This is a genomic window from Gilliamella sp. Occ4-3, assembly GCF_001690675.1.
In the GTDB taxonomy this organism is placed as follows: domain Bacteria; phylum Pseudomonadota; class Gammaproteobacteria; order Enterobacterales; family Orbaceae; genus Gilliamella; species Gilliamella bombi.
The window spans coordinates 125,172-150,696 of record NZ_LZHR01000073.1 but is presented as its reverse complement, the minus strand read 5'-3'; the positions used below and the strand labels follow the sequence as shown (position 1 = coordinate 150,696).

The 25,525-nt window shown below is 34.9% G+C and carries 24 protein-coding genes and 4 tRNA genes; 14 read left to right on the top strand and 14 right to left on the bottom strand.

Going from position 1 to position 25,525, the window contains the following annotated elements; genetic code table 11:
* Window positions 1-67: 67 nt before the first annotated feature.
* The 7 genes from murC (at window position 68) to yfbR (ending at window position 7,422) form a co-directional block, all read left to right on the top strand.
* Window positions 68-1,516, top strand: coding sequence for a UDP-N-acetylmuramate--L-alanine ligase (gene murC, locus A9G44_RS08595; RefSeq protein ID WP_065610430.1), 1,449 nt, complete (start codon window positions 68-70; stop codon window positions 1,514-1,516).
* 1 nt (window position 1,517) lies between these two features.
* On the top strand, window positions 1,518-2,426 hold the full coding sequence (locus tag A9G44_RS08590) for a D-alanine--D-alanine ligase (RefSeq protein ID WP_065610428.1): 909 nt from the start codon (window positions 1,518-1,520) through the stop codon (window positions 2,424-2,426).
* A 13-nt stretch (window positions 2,427-2,439) separates the two neighbouring features.
* A complete protein-coding gene (locus A9G44_RS08585; RefSeq protein WP_065610426.1) occupies window positions 2,440-3,273 on the top strand; it encodes an FtsQ-type POTRA domain-containing protein in 834 nt (277 codons plus the stop codon).
* Window positions 3,274-3,294: 21 nt separating this feature from the next.
* Window positions 3,295-4,548, top strand: coding sequence for a cell division protein FtsA (gene ftsA, locus A9G44_RS08580; protein ID WP_065610424.1), 1,254 nt, complete (start codon window positions 3,295-3,297; stop codon window positions 4,546-4,548).
* 81 nt (window positions 4,549-4,629) lie between these two features.
* The gene (ftsZ, locus tag A9G44_RS08575) at window positions 4,630-5,769 is read left to right on the top strand and encodes a cell division protein FtsZ (protein ID WP_034910168.1); all 1,140 of its coding nucleotides are present in this window, start codon (window positions 4,630-4,632) and stop codon (window positions 5,767-5,769) included.
* A 69-nt stretch (window positions 5,770-5,838) separates the two neighbouring features.
* Entirely contained in the window at window positions 5,839-6,753 is a 915-nt protein-coding gene (lpxC, locus tag A9G44_RS08570) for a UDP-3-O-acyl-N-acetylglucosamine deacetylase (RefSeq protein ID WP_065610422.1), read from the top strand.
* An 81-nt stretch (window positions 6,754-6,834) separates the two neighbouring features.
* Window positions 6,835-7,422: a 5'-deoxynucleotidase gene (gene yfbR / locus A9G44_RS08565; protein WP_065590386.1), complete on the top strand. Its 588-nt coding sequence runs from the start codon at window positions 6,835-6,837 to the stop codon at window positions 7,420-7,422.
* A 7-nt stretch (window positions 7,423-7,429) separates the two neighbouring features.
* On the opposite strand, the gene A9G44_RS08560 is transcribed toward yfbR, so the two are convergent.
* From A9G44_RS08560 to A9G44_RS08550, 3 genes are all read right to left on the bottom strand, one after another.
* Window positions 7,430-7,636, bottom strand: a complete 207-nt coding sequence (locus A9G44_RS08560) for a zeta toxin family protein (protein WP_143426354.1) — start codon at window positions 7,634-7,636, stop codon at window positions 7,430-7,432.
* A gap of 11 nt (window positions 7,637-7,647) precedes the next feature.
* Window positions 7,648-7,941 (bottom strand): hypothetical protein, encoded by a 294-nt coding sequence (locus A9G44_RS08555; protein WP_065610418.1) that lies wholly within the window; start codon window positions 7,939-7,941, stop codon window positions 7,648-7,650.
* Between the two features lie 433 nt (window positions 7,942-8,374).
* The gene (locus A9G44_RS08550; protein WP_065610417.1) at window positions 8,375-9,079 is read right to left on the bottom strand and encodes a lipopolysaccharide core heptose(II) kinase RfaY; all 705 of its coding nucleotides are present in this window, start codon (window positions 9,077-9,079) and stop codon (window positions 8,375-8,377) included.
* Window positions 9,080-9,263: 184 nt separating this feature from the next.
* Between A9G44_RS08550 and A9G44_RS08545 the strand changes: the two genes are divergently transcribed.
* A complete protein-coding gene (locus tag A9G44_RS08545; protein WP_034914645.1) occupies window positions 9,264-9,557 on the top strand; it encodes a GIY-YIG nuclease family protein in 294 nt (97 codons plus the stop codon).
* 12 nt (window positions 9,558-9,569) lie between these two features.
* Here A9G44_RS08545 and A9G44_RS08540 read toward each other — a convergent pair whose 3' ends face one another.
* The 3 genes from A9G44_RS08540 to argD all read right to left on the bottom strand — a co-directional run bounded on the left by A9G44_RS08540 (window position 9,570) and on the right by argD (window position 12,456).
* On the bottom strand, window positions 9,570-10,556 hold the full coding sequence (locus A9G44_RS08540; protein WP_065610415.1) for a serine/threonine protein kinase: 987 nt from the start codon (window positions 10,554-10,556) through the stop codon (window positions 9,570-9,572).
* Between the two features lie 11 nt (window positions 10,557-10,567).
* A complete protein-coding gene (gene yihA / locus A9G44_RS08535; RefSeq protein WP_065610413.1) occupies window positions 10,568-11,179 on the bottom strand; it encodes a ribosome biogenesis GTP-binding protein YihA/YsxC in 612 nt (203 codons plus the stop codon).
* A gap of 65 nt (window positions 11,180-11,244) precedes the next feature.
* Window positions 11,245-12,456 (bottom strand): bifunctional acetylornithine/succinyldiaminopimelate transaminase, encoded by a 1,212-nt coding sequence (argD, locus tag A9G44_RS08530; protein ID WP_065610411.1) that lies wholly within the window; start codon window positions 12,454-12,456, stop codon window positions 11,245-11,247.
* Window positions 12,457-12,670: 214 nt separating this feature from the next.
* On the opposite strand from argD, the gene A9G44_RS08525 reads away from it, so the two are divergent.
* The 6 genes from A9G44_RS08525 to pflA all read left to right on the top strand — a co-directional run bounded on the left by A9G44_RS08525 (window position 12,671) and on the right by pflA (window position 20,397).
* A complete protein-coding gene (locus A9G44_RS08525) occupies window positions 12,671-12,940 on the top strand; it encodes an oxidative damage protection protein (RefSeq protein WP_034914624.1) in 270 nt (89 codons plus the stop codon).
* Between the two features lie 8 nt (window positions 12,941-12,948).
* Window positions 12,949-14,016 (top strand): membrane-bound lytic murein transglycosylase MltC, encoded by a 1,068-nt coding sequence (mltC, locus tag A9G44_RS08520; RefSeq protein ID WP_034914627.1) that lies wholly within the window; start codon window positions 12,949-12,951, stop codon window positions 14,014-14,016.
* A gap of 584 nt (window positions 14,017-14,600) precedes the next feature.
* The gene (locus A9G44_RS08515; RefSeq protein ID WP_065610409.1) at window positions 14,601-15,539 is read left to right on the top strand and encodes a hypothetical protein; all 939 of its coding nucleotides are present in this window, start codon (window positions 14,601-14,603) and stop codon (window positions 15,537-15,539) included.
* A gap of 632 nt (window positions 15,540-16,171) precedes the next feature.
* Window positions 16,172-17,020 carry a formate transporter FocA gene (gene focA, locus A9G44_RS08510; RefSeq protein ID WP_081298300.1) on the top strand — a complete coding sequence of 283 codons (849 nt, stop codon included), beginning with the start codon at window positions 16,172-16,174 and terminating at the stop codon, window positions 17,018-17,020.
* Window positions 17,021-17,087: 67 nt separating this feature from the next.
* Entirely contained in the window at window positions 17,088-19,370 is a 2,283-nt protein-coding gene (pflB, locus tag A9G44_RS08505) for a formate C-acetyltransferase (RefSeq protein WP_034914636.1), read from the top strand.
* A 247-nt stretch (window positions 19,371-19,617) separates the two neighbouring features.
* Window positions 19,618-20,397 carry a pyruvate formate lyase 1-activating protein gene (pflA, locus tag A9G44_RS08500; RefSeq protein WP_218055817.1) on the top strand — a complete coding sequence of 260 codons (780 nt, stop codon included), beginning with the start codon at window positions 19,618-19,620 and terminating at the stop codon, window positions 20,395-20,397.
* 49 nt (window positions 20,398-20,446) lie between these two features.
* Here pflA and rarD read toward each other — a convergent pair whose 3' ends face one another.
* The 8 genes from rarD to csrA form a co-directional block, all read right to left on the bottom strand.
* The gene (gene rarD / locus A9G44_RS08495; RefSeq protein ID WP_065610407.1) at window positions 20,447-21,343 is read right to left on the bottom strand and encodes an EamA family transporter RarD; all 897 of its coding nucleotides are present in this window, start codon (window positions 21,341-21,343) and stop codon (window positions 20,447-20,449) included.
* A gap of 66 nt (window positions 21,344-21,409) precedes the next feature.
* Complete coding sequence (serS, locus tag A9G44_RS08490) at window positions 21,410-22,702, bottom strand: serine--tRNA ligase (RefSeq protein ID WP_065610405.1); 1,293 nt, start codon at window positions 22,700-22,702, stop codon at window positions 21,410-21,412.
* An 869-nt stretch (window positions 22,703-23,571) separates the two neighbouring features.
* Window positions 23,572-23,748, bottom strand: a complete 177-nt coding sequence (locus A9G44_RS13535; RefSeq protein WP_155266131.1) for a hypothetical protein — start codon at window positions 23,746-23,748, stop codon at window positions 23,572-23,574.
* Window positions 23,749-24,809: 1,061 nt separating this feature from the next.
* A tRNA-Arg gene (locus A9G44_RS08485) sits at window positions 24,810-24,886 on the bottom strand.
* 20 nt (window positions 24,887-24,906) lie between these two features.
* Window positions 24,907-24,983, bottom strand: a tRNA-Arg gene (locus A9G44_RS08480).
* A gap of 19 nt (window positions 24,984-25,002) precedes the next feature.
* Window positions 25,003-25,079 (bottom strand) — tRNA-Arg (locus A9G44_RS08475).
* Between the two features lie 18 nt (window positions 25,080-25,097).
* A tRNA-Ser gene (locus A9G44_RS08470) sits at window positions 25,098-25,190 on the bottom strand.
* A gap of 123 nt (window positions 25,191-25,313) precedes the next feature.
* On the bottom strand, window positions 25,314-25,514 hold the full coding sequence (gene csrA, locus A9G44_RS08465) for a carbon storage regulator CsrA (RefSeq protein ID WP_034913196.1): 201 nt from the start codon (window positions 25,512-25,514) through the stop codon (window positions 25,314-25,316).
* Window positions 25,515-25,525: the final 11 nt, after the last annotated feature.

The following is a 25,525-nucleotide window of genomic DNA, read 5'->3' as shown; positions in this document are numbered from 1 at the left end:
TAACGATGATAGATATGTTCAATGATGATATGTACTGTGAACTATAAAATAATTTAGGAGTTAAATAGTGAATACAAAGGAATTAGCGAAGTTAAGAGCAATTATTCCTGAAATGAAGCGAGTTAAACATATTCACTTTGTGGGTATTGGTGGTGCTGGTATGGGAGGAATTGCTGAAGTTCTCGCTAATGAAGGATACCAAATTAGTGGATCAGATATTGCTGAAAATGCGGTTACTCAACATCTAGAAACATTAGGGGCAAAAATTGTTATTGGCCATGCGGCTGAAAATGTGATTAATTCTAGCGTTGTTGTTATATCCTCAGCTATTTCGCAAGATAACATTGAAGTAATTGCCGCTCGTGCAGCACGTATACCTGTTATTCAACGTGCTGAAATGCTAGCTGAATTAATGCGCTTTCGATATGGTATAGCAATTGCTGGTACTCATGGTAAAACTACAACTACCGCTATGGTTACCTCTATTTATGCTGAGGCGAAACTCGATCCAACTTTTGTTAATGGTGGTTTAGTTAAGGCGGCAGGAACACATGCTCAATTAGGAAGTAGCCGTTATTTTATTGCTGAGGCTGATGAAAGTGATGCTTCATTTCTTCATTTGCAACCGATGGTATCTATTGTAACAAATATAGAGCCTGACCATATGGACACTTATCAAGGTAGTGTTGATAATCTAAAACAAACATTTATTTCATTTTTACATAACCTTCCATTTTATGGTTTAGCTATTATGTGTTACGACGATCCTATTAATCGAGAGTTACTACCGATTGTGGGACGTAAAATCATCACTTATGGATTTAGCGAAGAGGCTGACGTTGTCATTAAAAATTATCGTCAAGAACGAGGCGTAAGCTATTACACCGTTTGTCGCCCTGATCGCCAAGATTTGCAGATTGAGTTAAATGCACCTGGTAAACATAATGCTTTAAACTCGGTGGCTGCGATAATTGCAGCAACAGAAGATGGTATTGATGATGAATCAATTATAAATGCATTAGCTAAATTTGCTGGTACTAGTCGGCGTTTTGATTTATTAGGTATATTCCCGCATGTTGATGGTGGCGATATAATGATGGTTGATGATTATGGTCATCATCCTAGCGAGGTTAATGCAACAATTCAAGCAGCAAGAAACGGCTGGCCTGAACGAAGATTGGTTATGTTATTCCAACCACATCGATACACGCGTACTCGGGATTTATTTGACGATTTCGCACAAGTGCTTTCTCAAGTCGATGCACTTGTTATGTTAGATGTCTATTCCGCAGGAGAGCAACCTATTGCGGGTGCCGATAGCCGTTCGTTATGCCGTTATATCCGCAATCGTGGCAAAGTTGACCCAATTTATGTTTCGGATTTAGATTTGCTACCCGAAATAATGCAAGAAGTTTTACAAAGTGGTGATTTATTAATTACACAAGGTGCAGGTAGTGTTGGTCGTATAGCACGCCAATTAGCCAAAACTCAATTATCATCAGAAGAGGTTTTATAAAATGGTAGATAAAGTTGCTGTATTGTATGGTGGTACTTCAGCTGAACGGGAAGTGTCACTTAAGTCAGGTAAGGCTGTACATGCAGGATTGTTGGCAAATGGTATCGATGCGCATCTTATTGATACTAAATATCATTCTATTACTAATTTAAAAGAAGAAGGTTATACAAAAGCTTTTATTATTTTACACGGACGTGGTGGGGAAGATGGTATTGTTCAAGCGATTTTGACTTATCAAAATATTCCTTATACCGGTAGTGATGTTTTATCATCAGCCTTAACAATGGATAAACTGAAAACTAAGTTAGTGTGGAAATCACTCAATTTACCTGTTGCTGAATATGTTATGGTTGAAAAATCACAATCAATTGATACTGGTGCTATAGTTAAACAGCTTGGTTTACCGTTGTTTGTTAAACCAAGTCATGAAGGCTCAAGTGTGGGAATGGCAAGAGTTAATGAAGCATCTGAATTGGAAGTAGCTATTAGTGCGGCTTTTAAATATGATAGTGTAGTGATGGTTGAGTCATTTTTAGCTGGTCCAGAATTCACGGTAGCAATCGTTGGTGACGAGGTCTTACCTTCAATTCATATTAAGCCTGCAACTAAATTTTATGATTATGATGCGAAATACTTATCTGATACCACTCAGTATTTTTGTCCAAGCGGTTTACCTGATGAACAAGAACAGGAAATTCGTAAATTAGCGTTAGATGCTTATAAAGCAGTAGGATGTCGAGGATGGGGAAGAGTCGACATTATGTTTAATGCTAATCAAAAACCATTTTTACTTGAAATTAATACTGCTCCAGGTATGACAGACCATAGTTTAGTACCAATGGCGGCAAAAGAACATGGCTGGTCATTTAATGAGCTTGTTGCTAGAATTTTGAATTTGGCAACTTTATAATTGGCCTTATTTTATGAAACAACTTCGGCAAGCAGCGCATAGAAGGGACGATAAAAACAGAAGAAAGCTGCTTATTTTTCGTAATACAGAGCAATTAATAGGATTTTTGTTCTTTATTGCGATTATTTGTATTAGTATTTGGGTCGTTCAAAGTTTTAAAAACTGGATGGATGATCCCGAACAAATGGTATTGTCTCAATTAACATTGAGTGGAGAACATACCTATACAACTGAGGATGATCTTCGGGAAGCTATTTTAGGACTTGGGTTGCCTAATACCTATATAGGACAAGATGTTAATGATATTCAACAAGAAGTAATGCGATTTCCGTGGGTGAAGCAAACCAGTGTACGTAAACAGTGGCCAGATAGGTTAATTGTCTATGTCGAAGAATATAAACCCGTGCTTTATTGGAATGACTTATTTTTACTTGATAAAAGTGGCAATGTATTTAGCGTACCACTTGACCGTATAAGCAACTTAAAATTACCAAAATTATATGGTCCAGAGGGTAAAGCAAAATCGGCGTTAGAAACTTATTATAAATTAGAGAATCTTTCTAAAAAATTAGCTAATAATCAGTTGGCACTACATATTAAAACAGCAATAACTGATGAACGTAACGCGTGGCAATTGACGGTAAAACAGTGTGTATCAGGTTTTTGCCAAGAAAATCAGGAAATAAAATTACTATTAGGTAGTGAAAATATTGAACAAAGATATCAACAATTTATCAAGTTATTTCCGGAAATTCAGTCAAGAATGCCAGAAAATGAAAAAATAATGGTCGCTGATTTACGTTATGAGAATGGCATTTCAGTGCAAAGAGAAAAAATGGTGCAGTAAGGAATAAATTAAGGCTGAAGTATGAAAGCAACAGAAAAAAAATTGGTTGTTGGATTAGAGGTTGGTACATCCAAAGTACTTGCTCTTGTTGGTGAAGTTCTTCCCGATGGTATTGTTAACATCATCGGTGTAGGGCATTGTCCATCAAAAGGGGTTGATAAAGGTGGTGTGAACGATCTTGAGTCTGTCGTAAAATCAATCCAAAGAGCGGTTGACCAAGCTGAATTAATGGCTGATTGTCAAATATCTTCAGTATATTTAAGCCTTTCAGGTAAACATATTCGTTGTCAAAATGAGATAGGCATGGTGCCAATAGAGGATGAAGAAGTAACCGCAGAAGATGTTGACAATGTTGTTCATACAGCAAAATCAGTCAGAATTTTAGATGAGCACCGTATTTTGCATGTCATTGCACAAGAATATTCTATCGATTTGCAAGAAGGGATTAAAAATCCTATTGGCTTATCTGGAGTAAGAATGAAAGCCAAAGTTCACTTAATTACTTGTCATAACGATATGGCTAGAAATATTGTGAAAGCAGTAGAACGTTGCGGTTTGAAAGTGGATCAACTTATTTTTTCTGGATTGGCCTCTAGCTATGCAGTTTTAACGGATGATGAAAAAGAACTTGGTGTTTGCGTAATTGATATGGGCGGCGGTACAATGGATGTAACGGTCTATACGGGAGGTGCGTTACGTCATTCAGTTGTAATCCCTTATGCTGGGAATGTTGTTACTAGCGATATCGCATATGCATTTGGCGCTCCGCCAATGGATGCTGAAAATATTAAGATTCGTTATGGATGCGCTGTAGGTTCATTAATTGGCAAAGATGAAGTTATTGATGTTCCAAGTGTTGGTGGAAGACCATCACGTTCATTGCAACGACAAACTCTTGCTGATGTAATTGAACCACGCTATTCAGAACTTCTTTCGTTGGTACAAAAAGAGTTACTTGTATTACAAGAAGAACTTAAAAAACAGAATATCAAATATCAATTAGCAGCAGGTATTGTTTTAACTGGTGGTGCAGCGCAAATAAAAGGAATGGTAGAGTGCGCTGAAAAAGTTTTTCAAAATCAAGTGCGTATTGGTCAGCCATTAAATATATCTGGATTAACCGACTATGTTCAAAAACCTTATTGTTCAACAGCTATAGGGTTATTGCATTATGGAAAACAAAGTTTATTAAATGATGATGGAAAAGATAATAATAAATCATCATTAAAAGGGATAGCTAAACGATTAACCGGATGGTTTAAAAAAGAATTTTAGCTAATATATTTCAAGAACTTCGTGGACATTGTAGATGATTATCTGTACAATGTTCGCAGATCGTAAATTTGGAGATAAGTTATGTTTGAACCTATGGTTGCAGATGATGAACCAGCAGCAGTCATTAAAGTTATTGGTGTAGGTGGTGGCGGCGGTAATGCTGTCGAGCATATGATTGCTGAACATATTGAAGGCGTTGAATTTTTTGCAGCAAATACAGATGCGCAAGCCTTAAAAAGAATTAAGGTAGGTCAAACTATCCAAATCGGGACTAATGTTACTAAAGGGCTTGGTGCAGGTGCTAATCCAGAAGTCGGTAGAAATTCAGCTGAGGAAGATCGAGATGTCATTCGTAGTGCTATCGAAGGAGCCGACATGGTTTTTATCGCAGCAGGAATGGGTGGTGGCACTGGAACGGGTGCAGCTCCTGTTGTTGCAGAAATAGCAAAAGAATTAGGAATTCTAACTGTTGCAGTTGTTACTAAACCTTTTGGTTTTGAAGGTAAAAAGCGAATGGCTTTTGCTGAGCAAGGTATTTCTGAGTTGGCAAAACATGTTGATTCACTAATTACTATTCCGAATGATAAATTATTAAAAGTATTAGGTCGTGGTGTTAAATTACTTGATGCTTTTGCTGCAGCTAATGGTGTTTTAAAAGGTGCAGTACAAGGGATCGCTGAGCTGATTACTAAACCTGGTCTTATCAATGTCGATTTTGCTGATGTTAGAACAGTGATGTCTGAAATGGGATATGCTATGATGGGATCTGGTCGAGCTAGTGGTGATAATCGAGCTGAAGAAGCCGCAGAAATGGCAATTTCTAGCCCATTACTTGAAGATATTGATTTATCTGGCGCTCGAGGCGTATTAGTTAACGTAACATCTGGATTTGATATTGGTTTAGAAGAATTTGAAACAGTCGGTAACACAGTTAAAGCATTTGCTTCTGATAATGCTACGGTTGTTGTTGGTTCAACTTTTGATCCAGATATATCTGATGAAATTCGAGTAACAGTGGTTGCAACGGGTATTGGTATGGATAAACGTCCAGAAGTTAAAATACCTAAATCAGCATCACACAATGATCTATTTAGTCGAAGCAATCCTTTGGGACAACAAGAAGATAAATTAGCTAAGGTTGTTAATGAACCAATAGCTTCTCCTCTTGAAGAACATAAGATTTTAGATATTCCAGCTTTCATACGGAAGCAAGCGAATTAAAGTAAAGTTGAACTTATTTGATTTTTTATTGTCAAAATCGGTAAGAGTAAATAAAAAAGTAGGTGCAAAGTGAAACAAAGAACATTAAAAAAGACTATTCAAGCAACTGGTGTTGGTTTACATACTGGCAAAAAAGTTACTTTGACATTACGTCCTGCGCCTGAAAATACAGGTATAATTTACCGTCGTACTGATTTAAATCCATATGTAGATTTTCCTGTGGATGCGAAGTCTGTGCGTGATACAATGCTTTGTACTTGTTTAATAAATGAAGACAATGTTCGTATTTCTACAGTTGAACATATTAATGCTGCATTAGCAGGGCTTGGTATTGATAATATTATTATTGAAGTTAATGCTCCTGAAATACCAATTATGGATGGTAGTGCAAGTCCGTTTGTTTATTTATTGCTTGATGCTGGTATTGCTGAACAAAATGCACTTAAAAAGTTTTTGTGTGTAAAAGAAACAGTTCGAGTTGAAAATGGTGATAAATGGGCTGAAGTAAGACCTTATAGTGGTTTTAAGCTAGATTTCACTATTGATTTTCAACATCCAGCTATCGACAATAGTTCACAACGTTATCAACTAGATTTTTCGTCTGAATCATTTATTCGTCAAATCAGTCGTGCTAGAACATTTGGCTTTATGCGTGATATTGAAGCATTACAATCTAAAGGCTTATGTCTTGGTGGTAGTTTAGATTGTGCAATTGTTGTTGATGATTATAAAGTGCTTAATGAAGATGGTTTACGTTTTGAAGATGAGTTTGTGCGTCACAAAATGCTTGATACTATCGGTGATTTATATATGAGCGGTCACAATATGATTGGTGAAGTTGTTTGTTATAAATCAGGTCATGCATTGAATAATCAATTATTGCAAGCATTGCTAGCAAAACAAAATGCATGGGAATATATCACATTTACAGAAGAGCAAATCGTGCCACTTGCATTGGGTACTCAACAGCTTATTTTTGCATAAAATATAAGTAATATTGTTTTATATTATAGACGCTCCTGTTTTTAATAGGAGCGTTTTTATTTTATATTAAAGGGATAATGTATGAATAACAGTCATTTTTTTGCTCATTTATCACGATTAAAACTTATTAATCGTTGGCCTTTAATGCGTAATGTAAGAACTGAAAATGTATCGGAGCATAGTTTACAGGTTGCTTTCGTTGCACATGCCTTAGCAATAATTAAAAACAAGAAATTTAATGGAAATGTTAATCCAGAAAGAATTGCATTGCTGGCAATGTACCACGACGTTTCGGAAGTGATAACTGGCGATCTACCAACACCAACAAAGTATTACAATCCACAAATAACGGTTGAATATAAAAAGATTGAAAAAATAGCACAGCATAAACTTATCAATATGCTTCCTAAAGAGTTACAAGATGATTTTAGAACATTAATTGATGATGATTTTTATGACGAAATCGAGAAAAGTATTGTAAAACAAGCTGATGCATTATGCGCTTACCTTAAAACGATTGAAGAGCTCAGTGCGGGCAATAATGAGTTTAAATTAGCAGAACAACGTTTAAAAAAGACTTTATCTGAACGTAACAGTCCTGAAATGAATTACTTCTTAGACGTTTTTGTTCCAAGCTTTAGTTTATCACTAGATGAAATAACCATGTAAAATTAGTTTATTTATAAGCATCGGTATCAATAACCAAGAAATTGTTTTTGGCGTATTCATTTCTTACTGTTGATTTGCCTGAGCCGACCTGTCCGCGGAGTAAAATTACTTCAGGGTTATTTGAAGGTTTAACAAATCTCAGATATTCATTTTTGATTGCATTCTCGAAAATTCTGTCATGCTTATCTTTGGGAAGAATAAATTTATTAGCCATAAAATAAATAGTCAATCATCTTCTGAAAATACTACATCAGGAAATACTTCATTAAATTTCGGGTGAAAATTACCAGCCGCAATGGCTTTGAGTTCGTCTATATCTGCTGTACTTGGGGGGATAATTGCAACGCCATATAAATCTTGTAGTGCCTTTATATAAAGTGGATAAGCGGCATCATAAGCGGCTTGGTCGCCTGTTTCTTCAATTGAGCTGAAGTAGTGGCAAAACTTGATTTTTTCTCGTTTAACCGCCTGTTTTGCTGCGTCAATCCAAGGGTAAATGCTGGGATCTAGTGTTTTCATGATGTTTCCTTATTCATCGTTATAAATCGAGTGCGCCGAAATGGATCATAGACATAAAGAAAAAAGTCAAAATTACCATACCAATGGTGGTGGGCATACTAAAGTAGGCATGGCCTAAAAGGTAGCTACCCACTTAAACATTTTTTATTTCTATTATAGATTATTAATAAAAAATACATACTTTTTCAGAATATTAAATTCTGTGATAATAAAAAGGTTTTTACTCTAGTTATAATAAATGTATTTTATGTCAGATACAAGTTAAATGGCTTTTAAGCTCGTCAATTTCCTCTAACTAATCGAGATATTTTTTAGTGATATACGTGATAACGAAACTAATTCACGATATCACTAATTAAAAAATTACGATTATACTGAATAATAATCACTCGAACCTTTACAGGATCAACAAACTCTCACAATGGTAGAATAATTAATCTTCTTTCCCTCGGATCTTCCGAGACAATCGTTTAAACCCATGAGTAAACTTTTTAATTGCCATTGCAAAAAAAGGAACCTTAATTTTGATATCAAAGCGTTCTTTCAACTCGATTGCGTCATTGGCTTTAGTTAGCCAAATAAATCCTGAGTTCGTTAAATCGATGGCCTTGATTTTTCCTTCAGGCGTTAAGATAAAATTTCCGCCATGAATATCATTAGATACTAAATTATAACTATGCAGTTTTTCAATACAGTTTTTAACTTGCTCGCCATACTCTTTCATTTCTTCCCACTTTAAAGAGCGCCCTTTGATAAAGTTAAAAATCATATAATGGCGTTTAGTTTTTTGATCGAAAGCAACCAAATACAGTTCATAAGCAATATCGGCATTATCAAGTGATATTTTGGCGAGTTTACGAATTAAATTGAAATAAAAGTCGCCTGTAATTTTGGCGATTAAACGACGCTCTAAACGGTGCTCAATACCGCCATCAATTTTAAAAATAAATTTTGATTCATTATGATCGATTAAATAAGTATATCGCTCTAATTTATCGCTAGGATCGAGTAATTCATGATGTCCTTCTTCTGCCAAAAATTGGTCAAAAAGTTCTAAATAATTGATTTCGTCATTTTGCACATAGGCGAACTTCATATCGCCACGTTGAACTTCAATAATTTTTGCAAAGTTATTCAAATTTTATTATCCCAGAATACATCAAAAAAATTGACTTATATTAAACATTATCTGCGTTAAAGTAAATGAAACAGTAACGTTTAACTAGTAGTATGAATAGTATTAATTAAAAAGTGATGAATATTTGCTATGCCATTAAAATGATATTATGGTTAAATAATTGAATTTATATTATTGGTTAGTTATGTCTAATAGCGCATCCGAATGGTTTTTATATATTATTAGAACAGCAAAAAAATCACTCTATACTGGTATTACAACAAATGTGGAAAGAAGGCTTCACCAACATCAAACCAACAAAGGTGCAAAGCATCTAAAAGGGCAAAAAGATTTAACTATTGTGTACCGGATCTATATTGGTGACAGATCGATGGCGCTTAGGCTTGAGTACCGAATAAAACAGCTTTCTAAACAAAAAAAAGAGAAGTTAGTCACAAACCAGCCTAATTTAAACGAATTATTAAAACTACTCAATTAATACGCTTTATATTCACATCATTGGCATTAACTGTATTGTAGGAGCTTTAATTGCATCAATTTGCTTATTAAACTCAGCTAATTGTTGACGCCAAAAATCCTCATCAGTAATCCATGGAAAGGCGATAGGAAAAGCAGGATCTTGCCAACGCTCTAAAATCCATGCTAAATGATGAACCATTCTCATCGCTCTTAAAGGTTCGATAAGCTTTAATTGATGATGATCAAACTCACAAAACTCCTGATACATTTCAATCAATAAATCCAACTGTAAACGTTGCTGTTGACGATCACCATGCAGTAACATCCATAGATCTTGAATTGCAGGGCCATTACGAGAATCATCAAAATCAACAAACATTGCATTATCGCGCCATAAGATATTACCCGCATGGCAATCGGCATGTAATCGAATAGGCTGCCAATCGTTATGCCAATGCTGTTCAACAGTTTTTATTAACTGGGCTAAAATATCTTTAAGGTCAGTTTGAACTTTCTTAGAAATATAAGCGCTAGATAGCAAGATATCTTGTGGCCGATAAAGATACTCTTCTAATCCAATAGTTGGACGATGTAAAAATGTCTGCTTAGCACCAATTTGATGGATACGACCAAGCAACATACCCACAGATTCCATTTGCTCGATATTATCCATCTCATATTGTCGTCCTCCAACACTAGCAAACAACGTAAACAGATAACCTTGATATTCGTGTAGTGTCGTATTATTAAATGTTAATGGCGTAATAACGGGAACCTCAGCATCAGCTAATTGCTTAGTAAACTGATGTTCTTCAAGAATTTGCTGACGATCCCAACGATTTGGTCGATAAAACTTAACCACATAACGTTTATGATCTTCATCTTGAAATTGATAAACACGATTTTCATAACTATTTAACACAGTCAAACCAGAATCTATACTCAATCCTATTGAAGATAGGCTATCAATAATTAAATCTGGTGATAAAGATTGAAACGAAAATGTTGAACTATTCATTGAATGATCCTTTATTGCAAACTAAACCATTCATCTAATTTTTGTTTTAGAGCTTCAAGTCCAATACGCTTAGGTGATGAAAAAGGAGCAACAGTAATATCTCCTTGAAAAGGTAAAATGGCTTCTTTCACCATATTAACTTGTTTTTTTTGAGCGCCAGAAGCTAATTTATCAGCTTTAGTAAGCAGTAACATAATAGGGATATCAACAGAAACCGCCCACTCAATCATCTGTTGATCTAAATCTTTTAACGGATGTCTAATATCCATCAATACAACCAAACCTTTTAAACTTTCACGTTTTTGCAGATATTCGCCCAATGCTTTTTGCCATTTACGCTTTATCGCCTCTGGCACTTGAGCATAGCCATAACCGGGTAAATCTACTAAACGGCAATTTTCTTCAACTTCGAAAAGATTAATAAGTTGGGTTCGACCTGGCGTTTTACTTGTTCTAGCAAGCCCTTTTTGATTGGTTAATGTATTAAGTGCGCTTGATTTACCAGCGTTAGAACGGCCAGCAAAAGCAATTTCAACACCACTATCAACAGGTAGATGAGAAATATCAGGCGCACTCAAAATAAAATGAGTTTTAGCATAATTTAATTGGTGAATATTGGTCATAAATAAGTATCCTTTAAATGCAACGGCATTTAATTGACTAAAATGCCGTTACTGTATAGAAAAACTTAAGAATTGACAACTTTTTCCACAGCTTTCGCAAATCGAGTCATACCTTCTTTAATTTCATCTTCAGAAATAATTAGTGATGGGGTAAGGCGTAAAACATTAGGTCCGGCATTTAAAATCATCACTTTAAATTCGGATGCTACGTTCAAAAAATCACGAGCTTTATTGTGAAATTTGGGTTGTAATTCTACGCCTAACAATAACCCTTTTCCACGATACTCTCGGAATAATTTAAATTTATCATTAATTTCCTCTAATTGCTCAATAAATACAGCACGTCGTTTTTGCACACCTTCAAGTATTTCAGGAGAATTAATAATATCAAAAGCCTCGCAACCCACAGCACAAGCTAAAGGGTTACCACCATAAGTTGTACCATGCACACCGGGATGCATAACTGAAGCAATTTCGTCTGTTGTTAACATAGCACTAATTGGAAATCCACCGCCCAGTGCTTTAGCTGAGGTCAAAATATCGGGTTTTACATCATATTGCTGATAAGTAAATAAACTGCCTGTTCGACCCATTCCACACTGCACTTCATCAAACACCAGTAACGCTTTATATTCATCACATAGCTCACGCAAACCTTGTAAAAATTCGGGTGTGGCTGAAGTTAATCCACCTTCACCTTGCACAGGCTCTAGTACAACCGCACAAGTATGATCATCCATTACAGCTTTAACTGCATCAAGATCATTAAAAGGAACATGAATAATATCAGCTGGTTTTGGACCAAAACCATCCGAATACTTAGCCTGACCGCCAACAGAGACGGTAAAAAATGTACGCCCATGAAAAGATTGATAAAAAGCAATAATTTTAGTCTTATAAGGATTGTATTTATGTATTGCGTAATGACGAGCTAATTTAAACGCAGCTTCATTAGCTTCGGCACCAGAATTTGCAAAAAAAACACGTTCAGCAAACGTATTATCGATAAGTTTTTGAGCAAGATTTAAAGCCGGCTCATTAGTAAAAACATTACTTACATGCCATAACTTTTCACTTTGTTCATGTAATGCTTTAACTAATCTTGGATGACAATGCCCAAGCGCATTTACAGCGATGCCACCTGCAAAATCAATATATTCTTCACCATTTTGATCCCAAACACGACTTCCTTTACCCTTTACGGGGATAAATTTTGCTGGTGCATAAATAGGTAAAATAACTTTATCAAAAAGTTCACGTGTGATTTTTGGCTGCATTGTTTAATCCTTATTTATTTTATTAACTAGTCCATATCATTTTAATCAAACTAATTACGGTGTAAAGTAAATAATTATTCAAATATTTTAAATTAATATTCAGTTGTTAAAGGTGAGTTCAATTTACAACTAATATAATAATTTTCTTCTTATCTATAATTATTTTCAGGTATAATTAGCCACTATTCGTTGAGTGTACTTAAAAGAGATAAAAATGAGCCGTGTCGTTTATTGCCATTATTTAAAAAAAGAAGCAGAGGGATTAGATTTTCAACTTTATCCGGGGGAGATTGGAAAACGTATTTTTAACGAAATATCCAAACAGGCATGGCAAGAGTGGCTCAAAAAACAAACAATGCTCATTAACGAACATAAACTCAATATGATGAATCTAGAACACCGAAAAAAAATTGAAGCTGAAATGATCAAATTTCTATTTGAAGGCGAAGAAGTTGTTATTGATGGATATAAACCCCAAAATTGAGATGTAAAATGAAAAAAAATAAAAAAATCATCGCGTTAATTATTTCTGTAACTCTTCTAACAGGTTGTCCTAGTACGAATTCAAAAAAAAATGAAAACAATTATGTTAAAGATACTAATGCTTTTAATATTTTAATTAGTCAATATGCTAATAACATTGAAGAAATTTGGGGGCCGAAAGAAGTCCTTATTGCAGGACCTAAAGATTATGTTCAATATGAAGATAATTTAAAAACGCGTGTCCATATTAACTTTGTTTCTGGTGTGATTACTATTGAAACGATGGCAGAATCACCAATAGAAAACCTAAAAGAAGCGATAGTTTCGACATTACTTATGTCAGAGCCAGTTGACATTATACGACATGACAAAATCAGTCAAGACTTATCTCAAGAACCATTTTTATACAATCAGGTATTAGATCAAGAGCATCAACCGATTCGTTGGAGTGGCAGAGCCAATAGTTTTGCTGATTATCTGCTTAGCAATAATATAAAAACTCGTTGGTCTGGTTCTTATAAAATTACTTATGTTGAAATTAAACTTGTTCCTAACCACATAAATCAACGTGCTAGAAAATTCTTACCAATAGTAGCTGAAGCTTCTAATCGTTATTTTATTGATGAACGCTTGATTTTAGCCATTATGGAAGTTGAATCTGCATTTAACCCATATGCTGTCAGCCGTACTGATGCACTTGGACTAATGCAAGTACAACAACACACCGCTGGGCGTGATATTTTCAAATTACAAGGTAAATCGGGTGAACCAAGTCGAAAATTCTTACTCGATCCGCGTAATAATGTTGATATAGGTACAGCTTATTTATCTTTATTAAAAACGAAATACTTAGCAGGCATTAATAACCCAATTTCGTTAAGATACGCCGTGATTACATCTTATAATGGAGGAGTAGGAAGTGTGTTGCGTACGTTTTCTAACGATCGCAATGAAGCTATCAACATCATAAACTCAATGACACCACAGCAGGTTTATCGAAAACTAGTCACTTCTCACGTTTCGCAAGAGTCACGTAATTATCTAATAAAAGTCAATAGAATCTTAGATAATAAATAAGTTATTAAAAAATAAATATTTCCTCATCATTCATAAGTAATGATGAGTAAATATGTCATTTACCAGCTCATAAACAAATGATAAAGCAAAATGGATTTAAAGCTTGTTTAAAGATTACACAACATAATCAGCCAATATCTATCTATTCAGAAGTTAACAAACAATAACTAACTAACAAAAGGTAATAAACAAAAGTCTAAGCGATTGTAGGTAAAACACCCTAACAGTTTTTAAAAGATTATTTTCATCTTTACATTTCTTTACAAAAAATTCGCCAAAAAACTAGCCAACTATTTTTTAAACGGCTATACTTTAACCACTATAGGGAAACAAGCTTATTAAATAAGTGAATAATTATAAAAATTTAAATAAAACAAATAATTACTTGACAGGTAAACCATAATGCATTATCATTTTAGACACCAGACACCAGACACCAGCACTGGCAAACCTATGTCTTAAATTTATCAAATAATCCTATTCGACGAGTTTTTACAAAAAACTCATTTATACCTTCCAAATTATTTCTCAAATTATTATCAAAATTGTCCCAAAAAAGCTTATTGGTGTTAGGGCTGTTATTATTGTCATCTTCATGGAACTTACAGGCGAATGGCAAAAAATATCGAACAGGTAATCGTAGTGATGCAATAATGCTACCATCGCCAGTTATCAATTATGTAAGGCCGAATCTGCTATTTGGTAAAAATGGTGCAGATATGAGTGGGGTCAACTTCGCAGGTCCAGCTGATATATGGAATCCTGATAAGGGCTTCTTAGTTCAATCAATCAGTCCTGAATCATACAACCTAAATTTTCCGACCACGGGTGGGCATAACTTATATTTTGATTTACTCATAAGTGGAGTAGATATAAATGAATTGACATGGGAACCCGTTACTTTGGGGGGAATCACTGCGACAGTGACAAATGTTGTAGCTAATGATAAGTGGATTCCTGATGAAGACAAGGGACAAGTTGTCGCCCGTGTTAAGCTAACAGGTCCAGAGGCAAGAAATCAATGGCTTAATCCGAATCCCACCCCAATTGCTAAGCCAGTGTTACCGCAGACGTTTGAGTTAGTGGGTAGAGATATTAAAACTAATGACGAGGTAGTAAAATATGGCTTTAAGTTAAAGCAGTGGTTTGTTAACCGAGGAGGTAAATACGATACAGCACCAGCTCAAATAACATGGTGTCGTCGTTTGGGGTATCGTCTTACGCAGTTAAGAGATTTAACCAATGCAGTCAGAACAACTAGTTTTCCTATTTCTAGTGCTACACCGTCGTCATCTGAAAATAATTACCAGCGTCGAATTGGAGCTGGATTTTTCACGGAGTGGGGCTACATGTCGCATTATGCTAATGCGGACTTCGCTTACAGCACTCACTCCCACTATGGTTATTGGACGAGCAATGCCATACCCGGCCGTCAGTTCTATGCCTACTCTGATACAGGCTACATCAATAGCAATCACATGGGGGCCACCTTCGGCTATTATGCTGTTTGCACCGCACCTTAGATTTAGTGTGTATTTCTTAATCCTTAAGATCTGGAATAGTTTATGGTGCAAATAGAGGACAATATAACAAAGAACCAAGCCCTGCGCCGTAGGGGCATTGAGCAGGCAAAGCTTGCGAGCCTTGCGCTTTAATGGCAGAAAATCAAAATAGCGCCCGACCGATACGACTTAAAAGCTTGCGCTTTTGCTATTAACTGACTGTTATTAACAAGTTATTATTAAATAACTATTATCAAATAACAAAAGCGCTTTTATTAAAAAGCCAAATTCAACGTAATAAAAAAATAACTAGCCTATAATTGTTTGATTCTATTTAGAAACGCAAATAAAAGTTCAATAAAATCAATAGTCTACCTGAACGTTTTTAGAGCGAAAAACACGCTTATAGCACGGAAAGGTTAATGTGGCTAATTTTTATCACGTCCAACAGGTTGATTCTAAATAAGATTAGCTCCCCAGTAGGTATAAATTTTTCTAAAAATTTTAACTCACTATTTTTACTATAAGTAACCTATTTAATAATGAGGGATTTTTGTGGTTTTAAAGTTTTTTAATAAAAAAAACGTGATCTGCTTCAAATTTTGAGTATACTATGCGTCTCATAAAACCCTAGTTTTTTTGAGGATGTTAGTTTGAGTACCAATAAACTTGTGGATTCATATTCTCCCGCACAAATGACCCAAATTGCTGAAGACCTTGGCAATTACAAAGTAAACAAACACCCATGTAGTACGATTTTATCCGCAATGCTTGCTGGTGTTTATATTTCTATCGCTTTTGTATTTTATATTACTGTAACAACCGGAACAGCAACCGTTGCTTTTGGTTTGGCAAAATTAGTCGGCGGTATTTGTTTCTCTTTAGGACTTATGCTTGTTGTTTGTTGTGGTTCTGACTTATTTACTTCAACTGTATTGACCATTTTACCTAAAATGACCCATAAAATTGGCTGGACTAAAATGATTCGTAATTGGATTTTGGTCTATGTTGGTAACTTTATTGGTGCTATACTGTTTGTTACAGTTATTTGGTTTTCAGGCCAGTATATGGTAGCCAATGGTTTGTGGGGACTAAATATTTTACAAACCGCTGATCATAAATTACATCACACCTTTATTGAGGCAGTATGTCTTGGCTTTTTAGCTAATCTAATGGTCTGTTTGGCCGCCTGGTTGAGTTACGCTGGTCGTAGTTTACTTGATAAAATGCTAATTATGGTTTTACCTGTTGCGATGTTTGTTGCCAGCGGTTTTGAGCATAGTATTGCAAATATGTTTATGATTCCTATGGGCATTGTGATTAAGAACTTTGCGTCCCCTGAGTTTTGGCAAGCAGCTGGTGTGTCGGCAGATGCATTTAAAGAGTTAACTGTATCGCATTTTGTATTTAAAAATTTAATTCCAGTTACAATTGGGAATATTTTAGGTGGTTTAGCTGTAGCACTACCTTATTGGGCTTTATATTTACGTAAGCCACATTGATTTTATAATATTTACCCTCATATGTAATGGGGTAAATAGTTATTTTTGTAAACCTGAGGTGAAAATTATGAGTAATTTAAACGAAGTACAAGCAGCAGCTTGGAAAGGATTTAAAGATGGTGATTGGCAAAATAATGTTAATGTCCGCGATTTTATTCAAAAAAACTACACGCCATATGAGGGCGATGAGTCTTTCTTAGCTGGCGCAACTGAAGCCACAACTAAGTTATGGGATAAAGTAATGGAAGGCATTAAAATTGAAAATGCTACCCATGCCCCTGTGGATTTTGATACAAGTGTTATTTCGACAATTACTGCTCATGATGCAGGTTATATTGAAAAAGATTTAGAAAAAATTGTTGGCTTACAAACTGAAAAACCATTAAAACGTGCAATTATTCCGTTTGGTGGTATCAAAATGATCGAGAATTCTTGTAAAGCTTATAACAGAACGCTTGATCCTTTAGTCAAAAAAATCTTTACTGAATATCGTAAAACTCATAACCAAGGTGTTTTCGATATTTATACTCCAGATATTCTTCGTTGTCGTAAATCAGGTGTTATTACAGGTCTTCCTGATGCTTATGGTCGTGGTCGTATTATTGGTGACTACCGTCGTGTTGCGCTCTACGGTATCGACTACTTAATGCAAGATAAATTTGCACAATTCAATTCACTACAAGCTGATTTCGAAAACGGTGTTGATCTTCCAATGATTATGCAACGTCGTGAAGAAATTGCTGAACAGCATCGTGCACTTGGCCAAATTAAAGAAATGGCAGCTAAATACGGCTTCGATATTTCTGCCCCAGCAAAAACTGCACAAGAAGCAGTTCAATGGACATATTTTGGTTATTTAGCTGCGGTTAAATCACAAAATGGTGCTGCAATGTCATTAGGTCGTACTTCGACTTTCTTTGATATTTACTTCCAACGCGATCTTGAAGCTGGTTTAATTACAGAAAAAGATGCTCAAGAAATTGTTGACCATTTTGTTATGAAGTTACGTATGGTTCGTTTCTTACGTACGCCAGAATATGATGAATTATTCTCTGGTGACCCAATTTGGGCAACTGAATCTATCGCTGGTATGGGTGTTGACGGTCGTACATTAGTTACTAAGACTTCTTTCCGTTTCTTAAATACTTTATATACAATGGGTCCATCTCCAGAACCTAATATGACAATCCTTTGGTCTGAAAAATTACCAAGTGGATTTAAAGAGTTCGCATCAAAAGTATCTATCGATACATCATCATTACAATATGAAAATGATGATTTAATGCGTCCTGACTTTAACAATGATGACTATGCTATTGCATGTTGTGTAAGCCCAATGATTGTTGGTAAACAAATGCAATTCTTTGGTGCGCGTGCAAACCTTGCTAAAACTCTACTATACGCAATCAACGGCGGTGTGGATGAAAAATTAAAAATGCAAGTTGGTCCTAAAGAGACTCCAATCACTGATGAATATTTAGATTTTGATACAGTGTTTGCTCGTTTAGACCACTTTATGGATTGGTTAGCAAAACAATACGTAACTGCATTAAATGCTATTCACTATATGCACGATAAATACAGCTATGAAGCATCATTAATGGCGCTTCATGATCGTGATGTTATTCGTACTATGGCATGTGGTATTGCTGGTCTTTCAGTTGCAGCTGACTCTCTTTCTGCGATTAAGTATGCAAAAGTAAAAGCAATTCGTGATGAAGATGGTTTAGCTACTGACTTTGAAATTGAAGGTGAATATCCACAATTTGGTAATAACGATCCACGAGTTGATGATATCGCTGTTGATTTAGTTGAACGTTTTATGAAGAAAATTCAAAAACTTAAAACTTATCGTAATGCAACACCTACACAATCTGTATTAACCATTACATCAAACGTTGTTTATGGTAAGAAAACAGGTAATACTCCAGACGGACGTCGTGCTGGTGCGCCATTTGGACCAGGTGCCAACCCAATGCACGGTCGTGACCAAAAAGGTGCGGTAGCTTCATTAACATCTGTTGCTAAACTTCCATTTGCTTATGCTAAAGATGGTATTTCTTATACTTTCTCTATCGTTCCAAATGCATTAGGTAAAGATGATGATGTGCGTAAACGCAACTTAGCTGGTTTAATGGATGGTTATTTCCATCACGAAGCTACAGTAGAAGGTGGTCAACATCTAAATGTTAATGTATTAAATCGTGATACATTATTAGATGCGATGGAACATCCTGAAAAATATCCACAATTAACTATTCGTGTTTCTGGATATGCGGTGCGTTTCAACTCATTAACTAAAGAACAACAAAATGACGTAATTAATCGTACATTTACACAAAAAATGTAATTTAGTTAATTGTTAACTTAATCGAAATAGCGTCTTTAAAGGCGCTATTTTTTTATCAGTGCAAATATTATTTTTGCCATCTTTAAATTAAATATTAATACGATGATAATAATTTAATATTGTTGATATTTATCCAGTATAATTAATCAAAATATAATTCGTGACGATTAATACTATTGGTTTAAGTTTGACGGTAGTGGAGTTAAAATTATTAAAAAGTCATATGAGCAATGATTCGAGATTATCTATGGAACAACAAAATATTATTATGACAACTAATTCGCCTATTAAAGGCCGTATCCACTCTTTTGAATCCTTTGGTACTGTTGATGGTCCAGGGATTCGTTTTATTGTTTTTTTTCAAGGTTGCTTAATGCGTTGCTTGTATTGCCATAATCGTGATACATGGGATTTAAAAGCTGGCCGAGAGGTCACCGTTGATGAGCTTATGAAAGAAATTGTTTCTTACAAAAGTTTTATTATGCCTAATGGTGGTGGTGTGACAGCTTCGGGCGGTGAGGCTACGTTACAAGCTGAGTTTGTTACTCAATGGTTTAGAGCTTGTCATCAAGAAGGCATTAGTACTTGTTTGGATACTAATGGTTATGCAAGGCAGCTCGACCATGTTGTTGATGAACTTTTAGAAGTAACAGATTTGGTCATGCTTGATTTAAAGCAAGTTAATGATGAAATTCATCAAAAATTAGTTGGAGTACCAAATAAACGAGTTCTTGAATTTGCTAAATATTTGCAAAAAATTAATAAGCGAACTTGGATACGTTATGTTGTTGTTCCTGGATGGACTGATGATGATAATTCAGCACATCTGCTTGGTAAATTTATTGAGGGGATGGATAATATTGAGCGTGTAGAATTACTTGCTTATCATAAACTAGGTGCTTATAAATGGGATACGATTGGTGATAAATATAAGTTGGAAGGCGTTGAGGCTCCACCAAGAGAAACCCTTGATAGGATCCAAGGTATTTTAGAAAGCTATGGTCATTATGTTACATTTAGTAAATAGTTGATAGATTGTTTGATAAGAGGCGCATTCAATTGTGCCTCTTTTGTATCTATTGTAATCTTTTTCGTTTTATTGCACGTATAACAAAAATCCCACCCTCAAAAGCTAGAATGCAAACAGATAACCAAATAAATCCATATGATACAATATGTTCTGATGAAACTTTCTCATGCAAAAACAGTATAGAAATAACTGTTAGTAGTACTGGCTCTACATATCCTAATAAACCAAATAATCCCATAGGCAGTAAACGACTTGCAACAAAATAGATTGCAAAAGCAATAGCCGTGATGATCCCCAAGGTTGGTATGTAAATCGGGAAATTAGAAAGATCACTAATTATTTTGTCTAAACGATAATTTAAGGCACAATATATAAGGCACCCTAGGAAGATAAAGAAAAAGTCAGAAAACGTGCCCACAATGCCATCTATTCGCAATTTGCGCCTTGTCATAAAGTAGATTGGATACCCCAAAGCAATAACAGCGGTTTCCCATGAGAAAGCACCAGTGATGTAAATTTCAATAGTAACGCCTAATATTGCAAGTGTAACAGCTATTTTTTGCAAGAAGCTGAGCTTTTCTTTATAAAAAATTTGCCCAGAAATCACCATTGCTAGTGGCAATAAAAAATAACCTAGCGATGCTGATAACCCATGTCCGTTAAGTGGTGCCCAAATAAAAATCATCATCTGTATTGTGAGCAAAACAGAAGAAAATAATAACCCTAATAAAAAAAGTGGTTGTTGTTTTATTCGTCTAAAAAGTGCAGTTATAACTGACCACTGTTTTCCAGCAATGATTAATATAACTATTGCAGGAAATGAAGTTAGTAATCGCCAACAAAAAATATCAACAACAGATAAGGAGTGTAACAAAACTGGGTAGTAATAAAGTAACCCAAATAGACATGATGCCAGTATTGAAAGCGCTACACCTTTTATCATTTTTTCCACCTTTATTAATAAAAAAATAGCGCTAATAGATAGCGCTATTCTCTAAGATAATGTGAGTTATTTAATAAACTCAACACCATTCATATAAGGTACTAAAACGGATGGAACTTTAATTGAACCATCTGCTTGTTGATAGTTTTCCATAATAGCAACAAGTGTACGTCCAACAGCTAGACCAGAACCATTTAGTGTATGTACTAAATATGTTTTATTATCAGCCTTATTACGATAACGAGCTTGCATTCGGCGAGCTTGGAAATCCCACATATTTGAGCAAGAAGAAATTTCTCGGTATGTATTTTGAGCTGGTACCCATACTTCAAGATCATAGGTTTTACAAGAGCCAAAGCCCATATCGCCAGTACATAACACAATTTTTCGATATGGTAATTCAAGTAATTGCAATACTTTTTCTGCGTGAGCAGTTAACTCTTCTAATGCCTTCATCGATTCTTCAGGCTTAACAATTTGAACCAATTCTACTTTATCAAATTGATGCATACGAATTAAGCCACGAGTGTCTTTACCATAAGAGCCAGCCTCAGAGCGGAAACAAGGGGTGTGTGCTGTCATTTTTAATGGTAATACACTTTCATCAAGGATTTCATCGCGCACAAGATTAGTTACAGGCACTTCGGCAGTTGGAATTAATGCATAATTACTACTTTCAGCTTCTTCATCAAGCGGTTTAGTATGAAATAAGTCACCTGCAAACTTTGGCAATTGTCCTGTTCCAAAAAGTGTTGCTTGATTGACTAAATACGGTACATAAATTTCGGCATAACCATGCTGTTCTGTGTGTAAATCTAACATGAATTGAGTAATAGCACGATGTAAGCGTGCGATTTGCGATTTCATAACCACAAAACGTGCACCAGTGAGTTTTACCCCTGCTGCAAAGTCAAGATCACCAAAGCGTTCTCCTAATGCAACATGATCTTGAATTGGGAAATCAAATTTTCTTGGTGTGCCAAAGCGAGAAATTTCAACATTGTCATTTTCATCTTTTCCATCAGGAACAGAGTCATCAGGAATATTTGGGATAGTGGAAGCGATATCTTTAATTTTGCTTAGTAGGATATCAAGCTCTGTTTTAGCGCTATTGAGTTTTTCACCAAGTTTATTGACTTCTTCACGGACAGCTGTAATATCTTCGCCTCGTGCTTTTGCTTCACCAATTGCTTTTGAACGAGCATTACGTTCGGCTTGTAAGTTCTCGGTTTCAACTTGTAATACTTTGCGTTTTTCTTCTAAGTGGCGAATCGTATCAATATCTAATTTAAATCCTCGACGTGCTAATTTATTAGCGACAAGATCCAATTCATTTCGGAGTAAATTTGGGTCCAACATAAATAGTGTCCATTATTAACTAGGGAATATCTTTCTACCTTATCGTTATTCTATTATAGTAAACAGAACATATAAATTAAAAAGTAGATTAATTTACCGATATTAAAATTTGTTAGCTTAGTATACTAGAATTATATTGGGATTCAACCGAAATGGCGACCAGAAGAACTTTAGGGAACTAGTAAAATATTATTTATTTAAATAGATAGGTAATTAGCTATTTTTTGATATATTATCACATACAAATAAATATTTTTCATAATATCAGCTAGGTGGCTGCTTATCTTTGAATAAAAAGAAAATAAAAAGGCATAAAGATGTTGTTATAATATAATTTCAAATTACTTAATATCGATATAATCATCAGATCATTTGATTATTTAGGATGATAATAGTAAACGCTGTGGATTAATCTTACAATAGCACAGCTCATGGTAATTGAAATAGATTGAATAGGCTGTAGCTATTTTGTCCACGTTTTTGTGCTGATTTCTTCTTGATGCTGTAATTTTGCAAACATCCGTTTAGGCTTGAGATTTTTCGCTTCTAACTCTTTTAAACATCTGATATCCGAAATTTCTAGACCATCGTATTTTTCCTCCATTTATAAAAAGTTGAATATCCCATATCTTATTTGAGGCAAAGCGCTTTAATTGAAAAATGTGCTTTAACTTTTTTAATATCGGTACGATTTAGTGCTTATCACCTTTTTCATATTCAAATTCTCTTTTACTTTTGTCATAGACAATTTTCTACTTTTTAGGGGATAGTTATGATAAAGGGGGGAGCTTTTAGTTCCCCTTTTTATTCGTTTTATTGTATTTTAGTTTTTTTGGTTGATGTTGATGTAAGTAGGTTTCCTAAAAAAACTAATAAATATCAATAATAAAGTCAATATCTTGTTGTTCTTGTAATTTCACCCTTAACAATTCTTTAAGTTCTTTTATTAAGCTATTTAGTTCAAATATTTCTTTTTTTGTGAGTAGCCCTGTTTTTGATTTTAATTCTTTAATTCTTAGAATTTTTTGCTTGATATTTTTGCACATTATTTACACTCCTTTCATTATTTAAATTTACTATAACTTATTACTTTTTAAAAATATTTGAAAGATTTCAACGATCAGTAACATCAATTGATATAGGTTTTAGCTATCGTGAGCTATTTAATCGATCTGTAAAACCGATCATAATATACTACCAATCAAAATTGATTTAAAGAATAAGAAAGGGATAAGTTATGTTTCGGTAAAAATGTAGTAGATGATATCGTCGATTTCTATCAGAAAAATTAAATTGAATATAAAGAATTATGGAAAAGATTAATCGAATTTTTAATATTTCAGTATCTGATTGTAACGATTTTCTAAATCGATAGCTCGGTTATAAATGGAACATAAACGTGTATATCGGGTATATTGTGAGTTAAGGTTTACTCAGAATAAAACATAGAAGCATACTTCATTTCGAACACCAGAAAAGTGGTGAATGTTGGTCAATGGATTTTATGAGTTTCGTTAACGTCTTTTTATAACGTTTAATGTCATCGATAACTTTAAATGAGAAGCATTAGGCATTGATATTGCGGACTGGTAGTATTTATCCTTTATCTGAATAAACAGACCCAATATCATGGTTATCCACTCAAAATACGGGTAGATAATGGATTAGAATTAGAAAAAGTATTTATCTATTGTGAAAAATCATATGGTATTACTATTGATTATATTGAGTCTGATAATGCATATCTAATTGGTTATATTTAACAATCTAATCGTACTTACTAAAACAGAGTGTTAGATTTATATCTTTTTAACAACCAATAGTAAACAAAAAGAATAACTGAAAATTAGCTCTCCATTTATAATACTGAAAGACTTTATGAGACATTAAATAACGTGGCGCCTATTGAATATAAAACACGAAAGCAAGCAGCGTAATTTTCTACATTAGTTTTAACTATGTGCTATTAAAATTCCCAAAATATACAAATAAACGTACAAAGTGGTGTGATGAGTAGTTCTTAACTGTTTTTGATTCTGGATATAATAAGATAAGTTTTTATTTTTTAATTATTGCTATAACTGATAAAGTGTTCGCAAGTGGTAAATGGTGCACCCGAAGGGATTCGAACCCCTGACCGCTCGGTTCGAAGCCGAGTGCTCTATCCAGCTGAGCTACGGATGCGTGTAAGTTCGTTAAAAAAGTGGTGCATCCGAAGGGATTCGAACCCCTGACCGCCCGGTTCGTAGCCGGGTACTCTATCCAGCTGAGCTACGGATGCGTTTTGAATTTATTTAAAATGGTGCATCCGAAGGGATTCGAACCCCTGACCGCCCGGTTCGTAGCCGGGTACTCTATCCAGCTGAGCTACGGATGCATATTTTAATTTATTTAATGGCGGTGAGAGAGGGATTCGAACCCTCGATGCAGCTTTTGACCGCATACTCCCTTAGCAGGGGAGCGCCTTCAGCCTCTCGGCCATCTCACCAAGACATTATGACTTTGCTTGAACAACAAAATCACAATGTGTGGCGCACATATTACGTTTTACAAAAAATAAGTCAAACATTTTTTTGCTTACGCGTGCTAGTTGTTTATTTCCTGCCCAATATTACCCTATGGACTTAGGTATTTCATCATTTGCTTCTTGTGGTTGATGAATTTTGTTATATATTTCTTCCCTATGAATAGAAACTTCTTTAGGTGCATTAATACCTACTCTGACTTGATTTCCCTTCACGCCCAAGATGGTAATAACTACATCATCACCAATTATTAGTGTTTCACCTACTCTCCTAGTTAAAATTAACATTAGATCTCCTA